16 protein-coding genes are annotated in these 17,365 nt (G+C 66.4%); 14 read left to right on the plus strand and 2 right to left on the minus strand.

Features of this window, described 5'->3' with window-relative positions; all coding sequences use genetic code 11:
- Positions 1-52: 52 nt before the first annotated feature.
- On the minus strand, positions 53-736 hold the full coding sequence (locus FQU96_RS39070; protein ID WP_146546849.1) for a TetR/AcrR family transcriptional regulator: 684 nt from the start codon (positions 734-736) through the stop codon (positions 53-55).
- A gap of 151 nt (positions 737-887) precedes the next feature.
- Between FQU96_RS39070 and FQU96_RS39075 the strand changes: the two genes are divergently transcribed.
- The 7 genes from FQU96_RS39075 to FQU96_RS39105 all read left to right on the plus strand — a co-directional run bounded on the left by FQU96_RS39075 (position 888) and on the right by FQU96_RS39105 (position 7,894).
- Positions 888-1,604: a glutathione S-transferase family protein gene (locus FQU96_RS39075; RefSeq protein WP_146546850.1), complete on the plus strand. Its 717-nt coding sequence runs from the start codon at positions 888-890 to the stop codon at positions 1,602-1,604.
- 75 nt (positions 1,605-1,679) lie between these two features.
- Positions 1,680-2,648, plus strand: a complete 969-nt coding sequence (locus FQU96_RS39080; RefSeq protein WP_146546851.1) for a glutathione S-transferase family protein — start codon at positions 1,680-1,682, stop codon at positions 2,646-2,648.
- A 124-nt stretch (positions 2,649-2,772) separates the two neighbouring features.
- Positions 2,773-4,365: an ABC transporter substrate-binding protein gene (locus FQU96_RS39085; RefSeq protein ID WP_146546852.1), complete on the plus strand. Its 1,593-nt coding sequence runs from the start codon at positions 2,773-2,775 to the stop codon at positions 4,363-4,365.
- Between the two features lie 16 nt (positions 4,366-4,381).
- Positions 4,382-5,398: an ABC transporter permease gene (locus tag FQU96_RS39090; protein ID WP_146546853.1), complete on the plus strand. Its 1,017-nt coding sequence runs from the start codon at positions 4,382-4,384 to the stop codon at positions 5,396-5,398.
- On the plus strand, positions 5,395-6,300 hold the full coding sequence (locus FQU96_RS39095; protein ID WP_146546854.1) for an ABC transporter permease: 906 nt from the start codon (positions 5,395-5,397) through the stop codon (positions 6,298-6,300). The genes FQU96_RS39090 and FQU96_RS39095 overlap by 4 nt, the downstream gene beginning before the upstream one ends.
- Entirely contained in the window at positions 6,300-7,148 is an 849-nt protein-coding gene (locus FQU96_RS39100; protein WP_146546855.1) for an ABC transporter ATP-binding protein, read from the plus strand. The genes FQU96_RS39095 and FQU96_RS39100 overlap by 1 nt, the downstream gene beginning before the upstream one ends.
- Positions 7,145-7,894, plus strand: coding sequence for an ABC transporter ATP-binding protein (locus FQU96_RS39105; protein WP_146546856.1), 750 nt, complete (start codon positions 7,145-7,147; stop codon positions 7,892-7,894). The genes FQU96_RS39100 and FQU96_RS39105 overlap by 4 nt, the downstream gene beginning before the upstream one ends.
- Here the strand turns inward: FQU96_RS39105 and FQU96_RS39110 are convergent.
- On the minus strand, positions 7,891-8,709 hold the full coding sequence (locus tag FQU96_RS39110) for an arylamine N-acetyltransferase (protein ID WP_146546857.1): 819 nt from the start codon (positions 8,707-8,709) through the stop codon (positions 7,891-7,893). The two genes, FQU96_RS39105 and FQU96_RS39110, sit on opposite strands and share 4 nt — an antisense overlap.
- A 207-nt stretch (positions 8,710-8,916) precedes the next feature.
- On the opposite strand from FQU96_RS39110, the gene FQU96_RS39115 reads away from it, so the two are divergent.
- The 7 genes from FQU96_RS39115 (at position 8,917) to acdA (ending at position 17,071) form a co-directional block, all read left to right on the plus strand.
- Entirely contained in the window at positions 8,917-9,804 is an 888-nt protein-coding gene (locus FQU96_RS39115) for a branched-chain amino acid ABC transporter permease (RefSeq protein ID WP_146546858.1), read from the plus strand.
- Positions 9,801-10,841 carry a branched-chain amino acid ABC transporter permease gene (locus FQU96_RS39120; RefSeq protein ID WP_146546859.1) on the plus strand — a complete coding sequence of 347 codons (1,041 nt, stop codon included), beginning with the start codon at positions 9,801-9,803 and terminating at the stop codon, positions 10,839-10,841. The genes FQU96_RS39115 and FQU96_RS39120 overlap by 4 nt, the downstream gene beginning before the upstream one ends.
- Positions 10,838-11,566 (plus strand): ABC transporter ATP-binding protein, encoded by a 729-nt coding sequence (locus FQU96_RS39125; protein WP_255468841.1) that lies wholly within the window; start codon positions 10,838-10,840, stop codon positions 11,564-11,566. The genes FQU96_RS39120 and FQU96_RS39125 overlap by 4 nt, the downstream gene beginning before the upstream one ends.
- 1 nt (position 11,567) lies before the next feature.
- Complete coding sequence (locus FQU96_RS39130; RefSeq protein WP_146546861.1) at positions 11,568-12,272, plus strand: ABC transporter ATP-binding protein; 705 nt, start codon at positions 11,568-11,570, stop codon at positions 12,270-12,272.
- Between the two features lie 105 nt (positions 12,273-12,377).
- On the plus strand, positions 12,378-14,234 hold the full coding sequence (locus FQU96_RS39135) for a feruloyl-CoA synthase (RefSeq protein ID WP_146546862.1): 1,857 nt from the start codon (positions 12,378-12,380) through the stop codon (positions 14,232-14,234).
- Positions 14,231-15,745, plus strand: coding sequence for an adenylate/guanylate cyclase domain-containing protein (locus FQU96_RS39140; protein WP_146546863.1), 1,515 nt, complete (start codon positions 14,231-14,233; stop codon positions 15,743-15,745). Before FQU96_RS39135 ends, FQU96_RS39140 begins: the two co-directional genes overlap by 4 nt.
- 120 nt (positions 15,746-15,865) lie before the next feature.
- On the plus strand, positions 15,866-17,071 hold the full coding sequence (gene acdA, locus FQU96_RS39145) for a 3-sulfinopropanoyl-CoA desulfinase (protein WP_146546864.1): 1,206 nt from the start codon (positions 15,866-15,868) through the stop codon (positions 17,069-17,071).
- Positions 17,072-17,365: the final 294 nt, after the last annotated feature.

The following is a 17,365-nucleotide window of genomic DNA, read 5'->3' on the forward strand; positions in this document are numbered from 1 at the left end:
GCCACGACGGCGACGCAGGAGATCCTTCCCGCCGTTTATCGTAAGTTAGCGCCTATGGGCGTCCCACCCGCAGGGGAGCGGCAGGCTGGGTCGCTCCGCGCTTCGTCATGGGTGCGTGCGAACGGGACGCCCGCGCTCCCAGGAGGCCATCCCAGGCCCCCATGGCGCAATCGACGATCTCGTTCAGGGCAGCGCGCGATGCACCATCACGCGCTTGCAGGGAAAGTCCGTTCAGCACCGTGACGTAGAACGTCGCCGCCGCATCGACCGCGAACTGGCGGGGCAGTTCTCCGTCGTCAACGCCGCGCTGGAGACGCTGGCGCACCCCGTCGAGCATGGCGGACCGGTACTCCGCGAGATGTCGCCGCACAGGCTCGCTTTCCTCGCTGCAATTCACGGCGCCCAGCACGACGAAACAGCCATGCGGCTTGCCGGGCTGCGTGAACCGTTCGGCCGCCGCGCGCAACATGGCCTCGATGGCAGCGCGCGCCGTCGGTGCCTCGGTCAGGACGCGTCGCGCGCCAACACCTTCGGTCGTCTTGTAGAGCGCGACAGCCTCGCGGAACAACGCTTCCTTGCAGCCGAAAGCGGCGTAAAGGCTCGGCGAACTGATGCCCATGGCCGCCGTGAGATCGGACAACGAGGTGGCTTCGTACCCCCGCTTCCAGAACAGATCCATGGCCTGACGCAGCGCCGCCGTACGATCAAAACTGCGTGGACGGCCGCGTTCCGCCATCCTGATTTCCTTTCTGTGACGATCGATCAATAAATCGGTTGACAGGCCGGTGCAAGCGCGGGATTGATTTCTGTAGCGATCGGCATGGAATGCCTCGGAGATGGCAACCGGCCGGCACGCGATGCAGCAGCTATCGTCGGTGGAGGGATTGATGATCGATCTTTATGGCATGGGCAGCCCGAACGTGGTGAAGATCTACTTGGCATTGGAGGAGATGAAGCTCCCCTACAAGGTGATCCCGATCGACGTGTTCGGCGGCGCCCAGTTCAAGCCGGAATTCACCAAGCTCAATCCCAGCGCCAAGGTGCCGGTGATCGTCGACCATGAAGGCCCCGGCGGGCGGCCCTATACGGTCTTCGAGTCCGGTGCGATCCTGATCTACCTTGCCGACAAGACCAGCCAGTTCCTGCCCAAGGATGGCGTCGCGCGCTATGACGCGCTGCAGTGGACGATGGTGCAGATGACGGGCGTCGGGCCGATGTTCGGTCAGCTGGTGCACTTCATGCGCTTCGCGCCCAAGGGCAACGACTACGCGGTCGATCGCTACCGCACGCAGGTGCGGCGCGTCCTCGACGTCCTGGAGCAGCGCTTGAGTGCAGCGCCGTGGCTGGGCGGTGCCGACTATTCGATCGCCGACATTGCGACCTTCCCCTGGGCCCGCGGGGTGGGCATGTTTCTCGGCAAGGCGGCCGAACAGGACTATCCCAAGCTGATGGCCTGGGTCGCCGCGATCGCCTCGCGACCCGCTGTCGTCAAAGCCCTGGCCGCGGTCGAGGATGTGCGAACAAAGACGACGGCCTTCGACAAGGCGGCGCCGGAGATGCTCGACAAGATCTTTGGTCGCGGCGCCCACTCGGCGGCAGCCTAGCGCACGCATTCCAACAGCCAGTGCGATGCCCGTGATCCTGCGATCGCGGGCATCAGCGTTCGTATGGAGGTTGCCATGGGTGTTCTGATCGACGGCGTCTGGCGAGCCCAGGAGGAACTGCCCCAGGAGATCGGCCCGTCGGGCGAATTCAAGCGTGCCGACAGCCGGTTCCGCGATCGTATCTCCGCCGATGGCGCCACCGGGTTCAAGGCCGAAGCCGGTCGCTATCATCTCTACGCCGCCTACGGCTGCCCCTGGGCCCATCGCACCTTGATATACCGGGCCCTGAAACGCCTGGAGGGCGCCATCAGCGTGGCCTACTCCACCGGCATGGACGATGAAGGCTGGGCCTTCGGCACGCGCCCTGACCTGCCCGAAAGCACGCCCGATCCGGTCAACGGCTTCCATCACCTGCACCAGGCCTACACGGCATCGGATGGGCACTACACCGGCAAGGTCACGGTGCCGACGCTGTGGGACACGCACACCAGGCGCATCGTCAACAACGAGTCGTCCGACATCATTCGCATGTTGAACAGCGCGTTCGACCATATCGCGAATGACGACACGGACTTCTATCCGGCGCCGCTGCGGGCCGAGATCGACCACGTCAACGACTTCGTGTACGAACGGATCAACAACGGCGTCTATCGTTGCGGCTTCGCGCGTTCGCAGGCGGCCTACGATGCGGCTTACGACACGCTGTTCGAAGCTCTGGACGAGCTCGAGGCCCGCCTCGGCCGGCAGCGCTATCTGGTCGGCAGACAAATCACCGAGGCCGACTGGCGCCTGTTCCCGACCCTGGTACGCTTCGACGTGGCCTACTTCCCGCTGTTCAAATGCAACCGGCAGCGGATCGCCGACTATCCCAACCTGTCGGGCTACATGCGCGAGCTCTACCAGGTCCCCGGCATCGCCGCGACCGTGAAGCCGCGCCACTACATCGCCAACTACTGGTCGATCGGACGCCTGAACCCCACCGGCATCATCCCCAAGGGCACGCCGGTCGACTACACGGCCCCGCACGACCGGGCGAGGCTGTGAGGACCTGAATCCTTTCCCCCGCCTGCGGGGGGAGAAAGGTAAGGCAACAAACTTGTGGTACCCACCGACAGGTCTCACTACTCTGACCGCCTGTCGCAGACGCCTGTGTCTGGAGGTACCGGCCATGATCCGTCGTCGTACGTTTGCTTCGTCCCTGCTGGCAGCCCCGGCCATCTGGCCCCTGCGCGATGCCCTGGCCCAGACACCGCGCGATACGCTGGTCATGGCGGCGCAGCTCGACGACATCATCAGCCTCGACCCGCACGAGTCGTTCGAGTTCAAAGGCAACGAGACGACCACCAACATCTACGAAAAGCTGCTGACGACGCACAACACGGCGCCGGACAAGATCGTGGGCGAACTCGCCGAGTCGTGGGAGGTCTCATCCGACAGCCTCACCCATACCTTCCGCCTCAAGACAGGGCGCAAGTTCGCCAGCGGCAACCCCATCACCGCCAAGGATGCCGAATACTCGCTGCGCCGCGCCGTGACCTTGAACAAGACGCCGGCCTTCATCCTCACGCAGTTCGGCCTCAATGCGCAGAACGCCACGCAGATGATCCGCGCCACCGACGAGCGCACCGTGGTGATCACCATCGGCGAGCCGATTTCACCAAGCTTCTTCCACTACTGCCTGTCGGCCAACGTCGGCGCCATCGTCGACAGTAAGATCGTCGAGGCCAACAAGCAGGGCGACGATTGGGGCAACGGCTGGCTCAAGACCCATTCGGCCGGATCCGGTCCGTATACGCTGCGCGCCTGGCGCGCGTCGGAGACGGTCACGCTGGAGGCCAATCCTCACTACCCGGGAAAGGTCCAGAACCGTCGGGTGGTTACCCGACACGTCGCCGAGCCGGCAAGTCAGCTATTGCTGCTGCAGCGCGGCGATGTCGATATCGCGCGCAATCTCGGACCCGACCAGCTGAAGTCGCTGGCCAGCGATTCAGCCTACAAGGTGCAGCGTTCGCGCAAGGCGGCCGTGATTTATATGTGCATGAACCAGCGCCATCCCGAGCTGGCCAAGCCGAAGGTGCGCGAAGCGTTGAAATTCGCGATCGACTACGACGCCATTCAGCGCAACATCGTCTCGACCACCTACGACGTCCATCAGGCTTTCCTGCCGCTGGGCTTCCTGGGGGCAATCGACGACAAGCCTTTCCGCTTCGATCCGGCCCGCGCCAAGGCCCTGCTCGCCGAAGCCGGCCTGCCCAACGGCTTCACCGTCACGCTCGACTACAGCCACATCCAGCCCTGGGCGGATATCGCCCAGGCCATCCAGGCGACCTTCGCCCAGGTCGGCGTCAAGCTCACCTTGCAGCCGGGCGAACAGCGCCAGGTCATCACCCGCATGCGGGCGCGCCAGCACGAGATGCTGATGCTGTACTGGTCGCCCGATTACATGGACCCGCACAGCAACACCGAGGCCTTCGTCTCCAACCCGGACAACAGCGACAATGCACGCGCCAAGACCCTGGCGTGGCGCAATTCCTGGAGCGTGCCCGAGCTCAACGCCAAGGTGGCAGCGGCGGTGCGTGAACGCGACGCCGAGAAACGGGCCGAAATGTATATCGAACTGCAGCGCGAGCATCAGCGCTCGTCGCCCTTCATGATCCTGCTGCAGGCGATCGAAGTGGCCGCCATGCGCGCCAGTGTCAGCGGACTCGATATCGGCCCCATCAACGACCGCATCTACTACCGCGAGACGACAAAGACCTGATCGGCGCGGCAAGCGCATGCGGCGCACGCGACTCGCCTCGTTCGGCGGCTGGCTGGTCACCCTGCCGCTCACGCTCCTGGGTCTGCTGCTGGTCACGTTCCTGATCGGCCGGGTGATGCCGATCGACCCGGTGATCGCCATCGTCGGCGACCAGGCGTCAGCCGATGTCTATGAGCGCGTGCGCCTGGAGCTGGGCCTCGACCGGCCGCTCTACGAACAGTTCTTCCGCTATTGCACAGCGATCCTGTCGGGCAATTTCGGTCGCTCGGTGATGACCTCCCGACCGGTCCTCGAGGACATCACCCGCTTCTTCCCGGCTACCCTGGAACTGGCCACCATCGCCACCATCCTGGGCGTCGCCGCCGGCATACCGGCGGGCGTTCTGGCCGCCGTCCGCCAGGGCGGCAAGATCGACCAGGCGATCCGGTTCCTCACCTTGATCGGGCACTCGGTTCCTGTCTTCGTGCTGGGCCTGGTCGGCCTGCTGGTCTTCTACGCCAAACTTCATCTTGTGCCTGGCCCCGGGCGCATCAACGTGGCGTTCGACGACATCGTGACGCCGGTCACTGGCATGCTGCTGATCGATTCGGCGATGCAGGGCGAGTGGGAGGTGTTCCGCGACGCCGTTGGCCACATCCTGCTGCCGGCCGGTGTGCTGGCTTACTTTTCGCTGGCCTACATTGCCCGCATGACCCGCGCTTTCATGCTCGAACAGCTGCGCCAGGAATACATCACCACGGCGCGTGTCAAAGGCATGTCCGAGGCGCGCGTGGTATGGCGCCATGCCTTCGGCAACATCACCGTGCCGTTGATCACAGTGATTGCCCTCTCCTACGCCGGCCTGCTGGAGGGTTCGGTGTTGACCGAGACCATCTTCTCGTGGCCGGGCCTGGGCCAATATCTCACCGTCTCGCTGCTCAACGCCGACATGAACGCCGTCCTGGGCGCTACGCTGGTGGTCGGTGCCGTCTATCTCGGCCTCAACCTGGCATGCGATCTGATCTATCGCGTGGTCGACCCGAGGACGCGATGAGCCGCGCCGCCATCCTGCGCGCCTGGCTGGTCGCCGACACGCCAACCTCACGACGCCAGGCACGCCTGGGCCGGCTCTACCTGCAATGGCTGTCGTTCCGGGGCAATTGGCTGGCGGTCGCGGGCCTTGCGGTCTCGCTGGTGCTTATCATCGTGGCCATCGCGGCACCGCTGCTGGCGACGCATGATCCGGCGGCCCAGAATCTCGACATCCGCCTGCGGCCGCCCGATGCGGCACACTGGTTCGGCACCGACGAACTGGGGCGCGACATCTACTCGCGCATCGTCTACGGCACGCGCATCACCCTGGGCATGGTCGTCGCGGTGGTCATCCTGGTGGCGCCGTTCGGCCTCGTTGTCGGCTGCGCCGCGGGCTACATCGGCGGCTGGTTCGACCGCATCGTGATGCGATTCACCGACATCTTCATGGCCTTCCCGCGGCTTATCCTGGCGCTGGCGTTTGTGGCCGCGTTGGGGCCCGGCATCGAGAACGGCGTCATCGCCATCGCGCTCACCGCGTGGCCCGCCTATGCGCGACTGTCACGGGCCGAGACGCTGGCCATCCGCAATTCGGATTTCATCGCCGCCGTGCGCCTGCAGGGTGCGTCGACCGGGCGGCTCATCTTCGGCCATGTCGCGCCACTGTGCCTGTCGTCGGTCATCGCCCGCGTCACGCTGGACATGTCAGGCATCATCCTCACCGCGGCCGGCTTGGGCTTCCTCGGCCTGGGCGCGACGCCGCCATCGCCCGAGTGGGGTGCCATGATCTCCACCGGCCGTCGCTTCATCCTCGAACAATGGTGGGTGGCGACGATGCCGGGTATCGCGATCTTTGTCGCCAGCCTCGGATTCAACCTGCTGGGCGACGGCTTGCGCGACGTGCTCGACCCGAAGCAGACCTGATGGCTCAGCCGCCGCTCCTCTCGGTCCGCAACCTCTGTGTGCGTTTTGACACGCCGAGGGGGATCGTCGAGGCGGTGCGGGGCATCGATTTCGACGTCGGCCGCGAACGACTGGGCATCGTGGGCGAATCGGGATCGGGCAAGTCGGTGACGGGCCGCGCCACCCTGCGCCTGCTACCGGCATCGGCAACCGTCACCGCCGACCGGCTGGCCCTGGGCGACCTCGATCTCCTGGGTGCCGACGCGGCGGCGCTGCGCAGCGTGCGGGGTCGCCGTGTCTCCATGATCATGCAGGACCCCAAGTTCTCGCTCAATCCGGTCATGACCGTCGGCCGCCAGATCGCGGAAGCCTATCGCATGCATCACCGTGTCGGCCGCAGCGAGGCCCGGCGCCGTGCACTCGACATGCTGGCCGATGTGCGCATCCGGGATCCCGAGCACGTCTACGATCTCTATCCGCATGAAGTGTCGGGCGGCATGGGCCAGCGGGTCATGATCGCCATGATGCTGATCCCCGAGCCGGACCTGCTGATCGCCGACGAGCCGACTTCGGCGCTCGACGTCACGGTATCGATGCAGGTGCTGGCCATTCTCGACGATCTCGTCACCCGCCGCGGCATGGGCCTGCTGTTCATCAGCCATGATCTCAACCTCGTCGCCTCGTTCTGTGATCGCGTGCTGGTCATGTATGGCGGACAGATCATGGAGACGCTGCCGGCATCAGCCCTGCACCAGGCGACCCATCCCTATACCCGCGGACTCCTCGCCGCGCTGCCGACGATCGACACCGCCGGCCGCGACCTGCCGGTGCTGACGCGCGATCCGGCCTGGCTGGCGACGCGCCGATGATCAGCGTCCGCCATCTCGATGTCAGCTTCGGCAACGTGCGGGCGGTCAGCGACGTGTCGTTCACCGTGGCGGCCGGCGACATCTTTGGCCTGGTGGGCGAGTCAGGCTGCGGCAAGTCGACCCTGCTGCGCGTGCTGAGCGGGCTGAACCCGCACTGGACCGGCAGCATCGAAATCGCCGGGCGCGCGATCGGACCGATGCGCGATAAGGCCTTCTATCGCCAGGTGCAGATGGTGTTCCAGGACCCGTTCGGATCCCTGCACCCGCGTCACACGGTCGACCGTACCCTGGCCGAGCCGATCGCCATCCACGGACTGGACAATGCCGAGGCCCGCATCGCGCGCGCACTGGATGACGTCGGGCTGGGTCCGCGCTTTCGCTTCCGCTACCCGCACCAGCTCTCTGGCGGCCAGCGTCAGCGCGTCGCCATCGCCCGCGCTCTGATCCTCGAGCCGTCGATCCTGCTGCTGGACGAACCGACATCGGCGCTCGACGTGTCGATCCAGGCCGAAGTGCTGAACCTTCTGGCCCGGTTGCGGACCGCCCGCGATCTGACCCTGATCCTGGTGAGCCACAACCTCGCCGTGGTGGCCCACCTCTGCAACAGGCTGGCAGTGATGCAGGGCGGCGCCATCGTCGAGGAGATGACCGTCGACGCATTGCGACACGGCGAGCCGTCGCACCCCTACTCGCGAGAATTGCTGCGCGCCAGCCTCGGGTATCACCGGGCCGCCGGCACAAGCTAGCCCTTCAGGCGGGCCCAGACGTCATCGATCGTCACGGCGGAGGGCAACACAAGGCCGAAGAGCGAGTCCAGCACGGCGCCGAGTTCCACCGCGTTCGCAAGCTCCCGCCGTTCACTGGTACCATTGCGGTGGTGGGTGGTCAGCCGACGGTTGAAGAGCGCGTGCCGGCGATCGGCCACAGGCCGGGCGACAATGAGGTTGGTGACGAAGTGCGACGACGGATGGGTCGAAAGAAAGTAGTTCAGGATCTCATAGTCGGCCTGGACCTGCTGCTGCAGATCGAAGCGATAGATGCTCGTCCAGGCGCCGCCGATCTTCGCCTGTAACGTGAACGCACCATCCGCCTCAACGAGGCGGCTCGCTTCCAGGGGTGTCTCTTGCTCGAGGCCGGCGACCAACCGCAGTGGCGCTGTCAATGTCATGCCACCGAACCCGACATCCGCAATGTAGGTCGTGCGATCAAGCTCGACACGCAGCAGCATGTGGCTGCGCGGCATCACGACATCGCCCGGCTGGTTCCAGACGACCCGCGCCACCAGCCCGGCCACGCGAAATCCCAGGGCCGCCAGCGCGTGGCTGAACAACAGGTTCTGCTCGTAGCAGTAGCCACCCCGGCCGCTTGACAGCAGCTTGCGCTGCAGAGCGGCCGGATCGAGCGCGACAGGACGGTTCAGGAACGGATCAAGATTCTCGAACGCAATGGCACGCGGATGCAGGTCGTGCAGCGCGCGCAGCGTGTCCGGCGTTGCCGTCCGCGGCCCCCGGTAGCCGATCCGGCCCAGATAGGCGTCGAGGTCGAAAGCGGTGTCGTTCATGCGGTTTCCAGGCCATCGTGATCGGCTGTGACCAACCTGAAATTGACAGGGTGTGCGCTGCCGCGATAAGGCCGATTAAGGATCCGCGATCAAAAAGACAAGCTTCGGGAGGCAGGGGTGTTCACGATCCGTCAAAGGGCTGGCCGGTGAGCTGCCGCCTGCCCGCTGCCCTTCCCTGTCCGCGCACGCCCTGCTAAGCAGCCCACCATGTCGGCTGATCCGGGACAGTTCGTCGTCACGCTCCTGCAAGCCATCGCCATGGGCCTGCTGACCGGCATGGTCTATGGGCTGATGGCGTTGGGGCTATCCGTCATTTTCGGCGTCATGCGGGTGGTGAACTTCGCCCACGGCGAAATGATGGTGGTGGGCATGTACCTCGCCTGGCTGGCGTTCGACCGGCTGGGGCTTGATCCGCTGGTCTCGCTGCCCGCCGTCGCCGCTGCCTTGTTCGTGTTCGGCTACGTCCTGCAGCGCACGGTGATCAACCCCTTCATCGGCCTGCCCGAGCACATGCAGTTCATGCTGCTGCTGGCGGTGGCGATCCTGCTGGTCAACGCCTGCCTCGCGATCGCCGGGCCCGACACGCACGGCGTGCAGGTCGACTACATGTTCGACTCCTTCAACATCGGCCCGCTGGTACTGGATGCCGTACGGGTCTACGCCGCGCTGGCCGCCCTGGTGGTGGCCGGCCTGCTGTGGCTGTTCTTCACCCGCACACGCCCCGGCAAGGCGATCCGCGCCGCCGCCGACAACCATATCGGCGCCCTCGTGGTCGGCCTCGACGTGCGGCAGCTCTATGCCCTCACCTTCGGCATCGGCGCCGCCTGCGTCGGCGCCGCCGGCGCGCTGATGCTGCTGATCGTGCAGGTGCATCCCTTCCTTGCCATCGACTACACGCTGCTGGCTTTCGTCATCGTCATCGTCGGTGGCCTGGGCAGCATGTCGGGCGCGCTGGCCGGCGGCCTGCTGATCGGCGTGTCGGAGGCCGTCGCCGGCGTGCTGTTGCAGCCGTCGCTGAAGAGCGTCTTCAGCTTCGGCCTGCTGATCATCGTCCTGCTGCTGCGCCCGCAAGGGCTGCTCGCGCGCCGCTCATGAGCATCTGGCGGCGGCTGACCGACGGCGTACCGGCCCGCGCATTGGGCGCGCTCGGCCTGCTGGCGGCACTGCTGGTGGTGGCGCCGTTCCTGCTGCGCTTCATGTCGGCCGGCGACTACTGGCTGTCGATCCTGATCCTGGTGGTCTATTTCTCCTATATCGGCCAGGCCTGGAACATCATGATGGGCTTCGCCGGCCAGCTGTCGCTGGGCCATGCGATCTATCTCGGGCTGGGCGGCTATGTGGCGGCGGCGCTTTACGTCAACCTCGGCATCGGGCCATGGCTCGGTGTCTTCGTCGCCGTCGCTGCCGCCATGCTGGCCGGCGGCCTGATCGGCTTCCTGGGCTTTCGCTTCTCGCTGGCCGGCGTCTACTTCGCGCTGCTGACCATCGCGTTCGCCGAATTCACCCGCATCCTGTTCGATCATTTCAAGTGGGTCGGCGGTTCGGGCGGCCTGTTCCTCAAGGTCGAGGCCGACGGCAGCGCGTTCAACCTGCAGGGCAGCCCATTGCTGTTCTACTACGTGATCCTGGCCCTGGCCGCCGCGGTCTTCGTGCTGTGCCGCTGGTTGCTGACCAGCCGGCTGGGCTACTACTGGCTCGCCATCCGCGAGGACCCCGAAGCGGCCCAGGCCGCCGGCATCAACGTGCTGCGCACCAAGCTGCTGGCGGTCCTGATCTCGGCCGGCCTGACGGCGATCGGCGGCGTGTGGTCGGCGTTCTACTACAAGAGCCTGTTTCCCGAATCGGCCTTTTCGATGGGCCGTTCGATCGAGGTCACCCTGGCGCCGATCATCGGCGGCCTGGGCACCTTGTTCGGGCCGATCATCGGTTCCGCCCTGCTGGTCGGCCTGGGCGATCTGTTCACGTCGCTGGCCGAGTGGCTGGCCAACACCTGGGACGTCAAGACCGCGGGCCTCAAGCAGATCGGCTACGGCATCGCGCTGCTGCTGATCGTGATGTTCCGCCGCGACGGCGTCTGGCCATGGCTGGCCCGCCGCCTCGGTTTCGATCGGCAACGCGAGGACCGGCCGTGAGCGGCGCGCATCTGGCCGTGCGCGGCATCGGCAAGAGCTTCCGCGGCCTGCGCGCGGTGAGCGATGTCGCCTTCGACGTCCCCGGCGGCGCCATTCATGCCCTGATCGGCCCCAACGGCGCCGGCAAGACCACGTGCTTCAACATGATCGCCGGCGTCTTCGCGCCCGACACCGGCGACATCCGCCTCGATGACCGCTCGATCGCGGGCCTGCGCCCCGACCAGATCTGCGGCGCCGGCATCGGCCGCACGTTCCAGATCGTGAAGCCGTTCATGGGGCTCACGGTCGAGGAGAACGTCACCATCGGTGCGCTGGCGCGCACGTCGCACGTACCTGAGGCCCGGGCCGCGGCGCGCCAGATCCTGCGCGATCTCGGCCTCGACGACCGGCGCCATGTGCGCGCCGTCAACCTCACCCTGCCCGACCGCAAGCGCCTGGAGGTGGCGCGCGCGCTTGCCACCGGACCGCGGCTGCTGCTGCTGGACGAGGTCATGGCCGGCCTGCGCCCAACCGAGACCGACCAGATGGTGGCCTTCCTGAAGGACCTCAACGCCCGCACCGGCATCACGATCCTGCTGATCGAGCATGTCATGCGCGCAGTGATGGCGCTCAGCCAGCACATCGTCGTGCTCCACCATGGCGAGAAGATCGCCGAGGGCACGCCGCAGGCCGTGACCCGGGATCCCGCTGTGCTCGAGGTCTATCTCGGCCAGGAGAGTCACTGACATGCTCGACGTGTCCGGCCTCGACCTGCACTACGGCGACGCCCAGGCCCTGGCCGGCGTGTCGTTGCATGCCGAGCCGGGCGAAATCGTGGTCATCGTCGGCGCCAACGGTGCCGGCAAGAGCTCGCTGATCCGCACCATCCACGGCATGCAGCGCCCGTCGGCCGGCCGCATTACCTTCGAGGGCATCGACATCACCGGCCGCCCCAGCCATGACGTGGTCGAACGCGGCATCGGGCAGGTCGCGGAAGGCCGCCAGGTGTTCCCCAACCTGTCGGTGCTGGAGAACCTCGAGATGGGCGCCGCCCCCAAACGCGCCCGCGCCCTGGAGAAAGCGACCCTGGAGCGCATCTTCACCCTCTTTCCGCGGCTGGCCGAGCGGCGCAAGCAGGCCGCCGGTACGCTGTCCGGCGGCGAGCAGCAGATGCTGGCGATCGGCCGCTGCCTCATGGGCCAGCCCAAGCTGATCATGTTCGACGAGCCGTCGCTGGGCCTGTCGCCGGCGATGACCCAGGAAGTGTTCCGCGTCGTGCGCCAGTTGCATGGCGAAGGGCTCACGATCCTGCTGGTCGAGCAGAACGTGATGGCATCGCTGAAACTCGCCGATCGCGCCTACGTGCTGGAGAACGGCCGCATCGTGCTGAGCGGTACCGGCGCCGAACTGCTGGACAACGACGGCGTGCGGCAGGCGTATTTGGGGCTGTGATCCCTGGGAGCGCGGGCCTTCGGCCCGCTCATGTCAGGCGAAGCGCTTTCGCCTTGATGCGGGCGAGACGCCCGCGCTCCCAGGAGGAAGAAAACGAGGATGAAGATGTCGTTGCCGGACCGTGCCGCCGTGCTGGCAGCACCCTTTGCCGAGATCGACCTGGCGCCACCCGCTGTCAGCGTCGAGCGCCGGCCGGACGGCGGCCTGCTGCTGCGCTCGCCGGTGGCACTGGCCGAGGCGCCCCGGTCGGTGCCTGACATGCTGCACAAACAGGCGCGCGAGAATGGCGATCGCGTGTTCCTGGTCGAGCGCACGGCGGACGGCGGCTGGCGGCGTGTGACCTATACCGACACCGCGCGCGCCGCGCGCAGCCTCGGCGCGGCTTTGCTGGCGCGTGGATGCTCGGTCGAACGGCCGGTATCGATCCTGTCGGGCAATTCGATCGACCACGCGTTGCTGGCGCTCGGTGCCATGCAGGTCGGCGTACCGGTGGCACCAGTGTCGACCGCCTACTCCCTGATGTCGCAGGATTTCAGCAAGCTGCTGCATGTCGTGCGCCTGCTGACGCCGCGGCTGCTGTTCGTCGATGACAGCGCGGCCTATGCCAAGGCGCTGACCGCGTTGCGCGCCGCAGGGCTGCTCGACGGTGTCGAAGTCGTGGTCGGCCTCGCCGATCTGCTGGCCACTCGACCCGACGCTGCCGTCGATGCAGCGTTCGCCGCCATCACGCCCAATACCGTCGCCAAGATCCTGTTCACCTCCGGCTCAACCGGCCTGCCCAAGGGTGTGATCAACACCCAGCGCATGATGTGCTCGAACCAGCAGGCGATCGCACAGACCTACCGCTTCATGGGCCGCGACCGGCCGCCGGTCCTGGTCGACTGGCTGCCGTGGAACCACACGTTCGCCGGCAACCACGACTTCAACATGATGCTCTACCATGGCGGCACCTACGTCATCGACGAGGGCAAGCCGGCGCCGGGCCTGATCGAGCGCACTGTGGCCAATTTGCGCGACATGCCACCGACGCTCTATTTCAACGTGCCGCGCGGCTTCGACATGGTGATCCCCTTCCTCGAGCGCGACGAAACCCTGCGCGACCGGTTCTTCAGCCAGCTCGACCTGATCCTCTACGCCGGTGCCGCCCTGCCGCAGAACCTGTGGGAACGGCTGGAGGCGCTGTCCGTCGCCGCCACGGGACGGCGCGCCACCATGGTGTCGGCCTGGGGCTCGACCGAGACGGCACCGTGCGCCACCGCGGTGCACTGGCGTATCGACAGCGCCGGCATCATCGGCTTGCCGGTCCCCGGCACCGACATCCTGCTGACACCCAATGCCGGCAAGATGGAACTGCGCGTGCGTGGACCCAACGTAACCCCGGGCTACTGGCGTGATGCGCCCAAGACACGCGGGGCCTTCGACGCCGAGGGCTTCTATCGTATTGGCGATGCCGGTCGCCTGCACGACGAGGCCGACCCGGCCAAAGGCATCGTCTTCGATGGCCGCGTCGCCGAGGACTTCAAGCTCAGCTCCGGCACATGGGTGCATGTCGGCGCCTTGCGGGTGGCGGCCATCGCCGCCGGCGCGCCGGTGATCCAGGATTGTGTCGTCACCGGTCAGGATCGCGATGCCATCGGGCTGCTGATCTTCCCCAACCCGGCCGGTTGTGCCGCCCTGTGCGCCGACGCCGGGCCGAAAGCGACCCTGGCCGACCTGATCGGCCGCCCTGAGGTGCGCGATGCCATCGCACGCGGCCTTGCGGCACACAACCGGTCTCACGCCGGCAGTTCCACACGCATCGCCTGCGCCTTGATCCTGGCGGCGCCGCCCGGCATCGACGCCAACGAGATCACGGATAAGGGATACATCAACCAGCGGGCCGTGCTGGAACACCGTGCCGCAGAGGTGGCACGTCTGCATGCCGAGACACCCGGCCCGGAGGTGATTAAGGTAGAGACATGAGCGCGTTGCCTCCGCCGACCCCCTCCGAGATCGCCGGCATCCGCCGCCGGTATTTCTTCATGATGTCGTCGGTGTTTCTCATCGATGCGGCGATGACGGTCCTGTACTGCGTCGTGGCCGATGCCTGGCGCGTCATGCCGCGCAATCTGATCTCCGGTGCCCTGGTCCTGCTGGTGGTGAACCTGCTGCTGGCGCGCACCGTCTTTGCCCCCGTCGACCGCTTCTTGCACGGCCAGAACAGCTTCGACGATATCCAGCGACCGCTGACCCAGCTACCCATCATCTCGGCCCGCAACATAGGGCTGCTGATGCTGCCCCTGTGGGCCTTTCGCATCTACGCGCCCTGGTTCCTGCCGGCGGAGTCGGATGCATTCCCGTGGCCGCCGCTGGCCGACGGCATCGCGACCATCATCATCGTCACGTTGTTCTTCTTCACCTACACGTACTTTCTCGCCAGCGACTATCTCGCCAAGCTGTGTGTCTTCCTGTTCCGCCACTTCGGCCGCAACCTGGAGCTCTACTACGGCCGCTACGCCTCGAAGCTCGGCGTCGCGCTGCTGGTGATCGCCGTGGCGCCGCTGGCTGCCATCCTGATCGATATCCATAGCTACGACGGCGACAAGCTGCGCACCGAGGTCATGGTCGACGTCGTCGATTCGCTGCTGGCGATGGCGGTGGCGATCTTCTTCGTGATCCGCAGCCTGCTGCGGCCGGTAAACCTCCTGACCGGCGGCATGGCCAAGGTGGCTGATGGCGACCTCACCATGCGCGTGCCGGTGACGTCCAACGACGAGATCGGCGCGCTGACCAGCGCCTTCAACCGCATGGTCGAGGGCCTGCGCGACCGCGAACGCATCCGCGAGACCTTCGGCAAGTACGTCAGCGAGAGTGTGGCCACAGCGCTGATCCAGCAGACCGGCGACAGCAACCGTATCCAGGCCGAGGCGCGCGATGCCACCGTGCTGTTCACCGACATCGACGGTTTCACCGGTATCGCCGAGCGCCTGCCGGCCGATACCCTGGTGGCAGCGGTGAACGAATACCTCGAGCTGATCCTGGAGCCGATCCAGCGCAACGGCGGCGTGGTCAACAACTTCATCGGCGACGGCCTGCTGGTCAGCTTCAACCTGCCGCTGGCCAACGAGGACCACGCCAACGCTGCCGTCGCCGCCGCTGTCGAGATCGACCGGCTCGTAACCGGCCGCACGTTCGCCGGCGGCGTGGCGCTGGGCACGCGCATCGGCATCAACACCGGCCTGGTGATCGGCGGCACGGTCGGCGCCGGCGACCGGCTGAGCTATACCTTGCTGGGCGATCCAGTGAACACCGCCGCGCGCCTGCAGGAGCTCAACAAGACGCACGGCACGCGCATCCTGGTATCCGACGCCACGCGCCAGCGCTGCGGCGAGCGTTTCATCTTCAACAGCATCGGCACCGTAACCGTGCGCGGCCGTGCCGAGCCGGCCGTGATCTACAGTTGCGGCGAGCGCGCCGCGGTGGTGGCCGCGTGATGGTTGGTCAAAACTGTCATGTCGAGCGCAGCGAGACATCTCCTCGAAAAAGAGTCTCCGTTTTATGGAGACTCCTCGCTGCGCTCGGAATGACGAGAAACACGCACCAGGATAGCCTCCATGCCGCTTGACCTCAGCGCCGACCAGAAGACCCTGCAGGCGCGCGCCCTGGAACTGGCGCGCGGGCCGATCACGGCGCGCGCCGCCGAGGTCGATCGCAGCGAGCAGTATCCCTGGGACAATGTCGCGCTGCTGAAAGAGGCCGGCCTGCTCGGCATGACGATCCCCACCCGCCACGGTGGCCAGGGCAAGAGCTGGCTCGATGCCGTGCTGGTGATCGAGGCGCTGTCGTCGGCCTGCGCCGTCACCGGCCGCATCGCGGTCGAAACCAACATGGGCGCCATCAGCGCCGTCATGGCCTATGGCTCGGAGGACCAGAAACGGCTGGCCGCCGACCTCGTGCTGTCGGGCGACAAGCCCGCGATCTGCATCACCGAGCCCGGCGCCGGCTCCGATGCCAATGCCATGACCACGCGCGCCGACCGCCGCGGCAACCGCTTCGTGGTGAACGGCCGCAAGCACTGGATCACCGGCGGCGGCGTATCGCGCCTGCACCTGATCTTCGCGCACGTGTTCGACGCCCAGGGCAACGACGAGGGCATCGGCGGCTTCCTTGCCATCCGCGACGAAACGCCCGGCCTCAGCATCGTGAAGCGCGAACCGACCATGGGGCTGCGCGGCATCCCCGAGGCCGAGATCGCCTTCGAGGACATGGAGCTGCCGCCGTCTGCCCTGGTGATGCCGCCACGCGGCCTGAAGAAGGGCTTCGCCGACCTGATGAACGCCTACAACAGCCAGCGCGTCGGCGCCGCCACGGTGGCGCTGGGCATCGCCCAGGGCGCCTATCAGCTGGCGCTCGACTGGTCGGAGAAGCGCGAGCAGTTCGGCCGCCCGATCAACGAATTCCAGGGCCTGCAGTGGAAGCTCGCCGACATGTCGATCCGGCTCGCCGCCTCGCAGGCCCTGGTCTACAAGGCGGCCCGCAGCGGTAGCGATGGCTTCCCCGACATGCTGATGGCGGCCCAGGCCAAGGTCTTCACCGCCGAGGCCGCGATCCAGACCGTCAACGACGCGCTGCAGGTCTTCGGCGCCCGCGGCTATTCGCGCGAGCTGCCGCTGGAGCGCATGGCGCGTGACGTCCGCATGTTCACCATCGGCGGCGGCACCGCCGAGGTGCTGCGCAACGTCGTTGCCGGTGCCATCCTGGGCAAGAAGCTGCCGCAGACGCGCGACGGGTGGACCGCGGCCACTTCCGGTCGCGACTGACCGGTCGCGATCCCCGACGATGTGCGCTGTCATTATTCTGCACACTAAAGAAGCGTTCTATCGCTTTGTTGCCAAACCGGATCGGGGCCAACTGGCAACACCCACTCAAACGTAATAGCGTTGCCGGCCATCGTCGGGCTTAGGTGTAGCGATGCATGATACAGCGTTCGCCATCGGGTCATCGTTCTTCCAGCTTTATGTACGCACGCCCTGCACGATCCTTGAAATCGGCGCGATGAACGTCAACGGGTCGCTGCGCGACGCGGCGCCGGACGCGGCGACCTACATCGGACT

Source organism: Reyranella sp. CPCC 100927, assembly GCF_007859315.1.
GTDB lineage: Bacteria > Pseudomonadota > Alphaproteobacteria > Reyranellales > Reyranellaceae > Vineibacter.

Coding starts and splice junctions, on each gene's coding strand:
- FQU96_RS39100 (WP_146546855.1), top strand. CDS start 6,300: ATGGCTCAGCCGCCGCTCCTCTCGGTCCGCAACCTCTGTGTGCGTTTT.
- FQU96_RS39080 (WP_146546851.1), top strand. CDS start 1,680: ATGGGTGTTCTGATCGACGGCGTCTGGCGAGCCCAGGAGGAACTGCCC.
- FQU96_RS39130 (WP_146546861.1), top strand. CDS start 11,568: ATGCTCGACGTGTCCGGCCTCGACCTGCACTACGGCGACGCCCAGGCC.
- FQU96_RS39070 (WP_146546849.1), bottom strand. CDS start 736: ATGGCGGAACGCGGCCGTCCACGCAGTTTTGATCGTACGGCGGCGCTG.
- FQU96_RS39075 (WP_146546850.1), top strand. CDS start 888: ATGATCGATCTTTATGGCATGGGCAGCCCGAACGTGGTGAAGATCTAC.
- FQU96_RS39110 (WP_146546857.1), bottom strand. CDS start 8,709: ATGAACGACACCGCTTTCGACCTCGACGCCTATCTGGGCCGGATCGGC.
- FQU96_RS39140 (WP_146546863.1), top strand. CDS start 14,231: ATGAGCGCGTTGCCTCCGCCGACCCCCTCCGAGATCGCCGGCATCCGC.
- FQU96_RS39135 (WP_146546862.1), top strand. CDS start 12,378: ATGTCGTTGCCGGACCGTGCCGCCGTGCTGGCAGCACCCTTTGCCGAG.
- FQU96_RS39085 (WP_146546852.1), top strand. CDS start 2,773: ATGATCCGTCGTCGTACGTTTGCTTCGTCCCTGCTGGCAGCCCCGGCC.
- FQU96_RS39120 (WP_146546859.1), top strand. CDS start 9,801: ATGAGCATCTGGCGGCGGCTGACCGACGGCGTACCGGCCCGCGCATTG.
- FQU96_RS39115 (WP_146546858.1), top strand. CDS start 8,917: ATGTCGGCTGATCCGGGACAGTTCGTCGTCACGCTCCTGCAAGCCATC.
- FQU96_RS39105 (WP_146546856.1), top strand. CDS start 7,145: ATGATCAGCGTCCGCCATCTCGATGTCAGCTTCGGCAACGTGCGGGCG.
- acdA (WP_146546864.1), top strand. CDS start 15,866: ATGCCGCTTGACCTCAGCGCCGACCAGAAGACCCTGCAGGCGCGCGCC.
- FQU96_RS39090 (WP_146546853.1), top strand. CDS start 4,382: ATGCGGCGCACGCGACTCGCCTCGTTCGGCGGCTGGCTGGTCACCCTG.
- FQU96_RS39095 (WP_146546854.1), top strand. CDS start 5,395: ATGAGCCGCGCCGCCATCCTGCGCGCCTGGCTGGTCGCCGACACGCCA.